This is a genomic window from Gilliamella sp. G0441 (assembly GCF_050589305.1).
GTDB lineage: Bacteria > Pseudomonadota > Gammaproteobacteria > Enterobacterales > Orbaceae > Gilliamella.
Genome location: NZ_JBNRJF010000047.1, coordinates 1 through 568, shown reverse-complemented (window position 1 = coordinate 568; position 568 = coordinate 1). Strand labels below are relative to the sequence as shown.

At 50.0% G+C, this 568-nt stretch carries 1 protein-coding gene; it reads left to right on the top strand.

The genetic code is table 11. The features are described 5' to 3' along the window. Window position 1 precedes the first annotated feature (1 nt). The coding region (locus tag ACKJXD_RS11960) for a hypothetical protein (RefSeq protein ID WP_430876424.1) at window positions 2-568 on the top strand (567 nt) is incomplete at its 3' end.

The window sequence follows — 568 nt, the reverse complement described above, 5'->3', positions numbered from 1 at the left end:
AATAGACAACGGAGAGTTAACCGGTTATCAGGTTGAGCAGGGGCATATTTCGGTAGCCGGTAAAGGGCTCGACAGCACCGGACAAAGTTACACGGATTTAATTGCCCGTTCGGTGTCAATAAATTCGGCGGTATGGGCCAATGATTTAAATGTGGTGACCGGTCGTAATAAAGTCAGCCGCAATGCGCAGACTATCACCCCGTTAGCGGAGGATAACAGCCCAAAACCGGAAGTGGCACTGGATGTGTCAGCACTGGGCGGGATGTATGCCGGTAAAATCCAGATGGTAGGCACCGAGAAAGGGGTTGGGGTTCGTAATGCCGGTGAATTAGGAAGCAGTAAAGGTCATTTTAGCCTGACAACGGAAGGTAAAATCGTCAATACCGGTACATGGGTCAGTCAGGGGAATATGACGGTTAAGGCAAAAGGTCGCATTACTAACGCCGGGTCAATCGGTAGTCAAGCCGGTCTTCAGGTCAGTACCACCGGTCAGGTAAGCAATAGCGGTAAGATACTGAGCAAGGAAAACTTAACGCTCAAAGCGACAGATAACATCCGTAATGCCGGG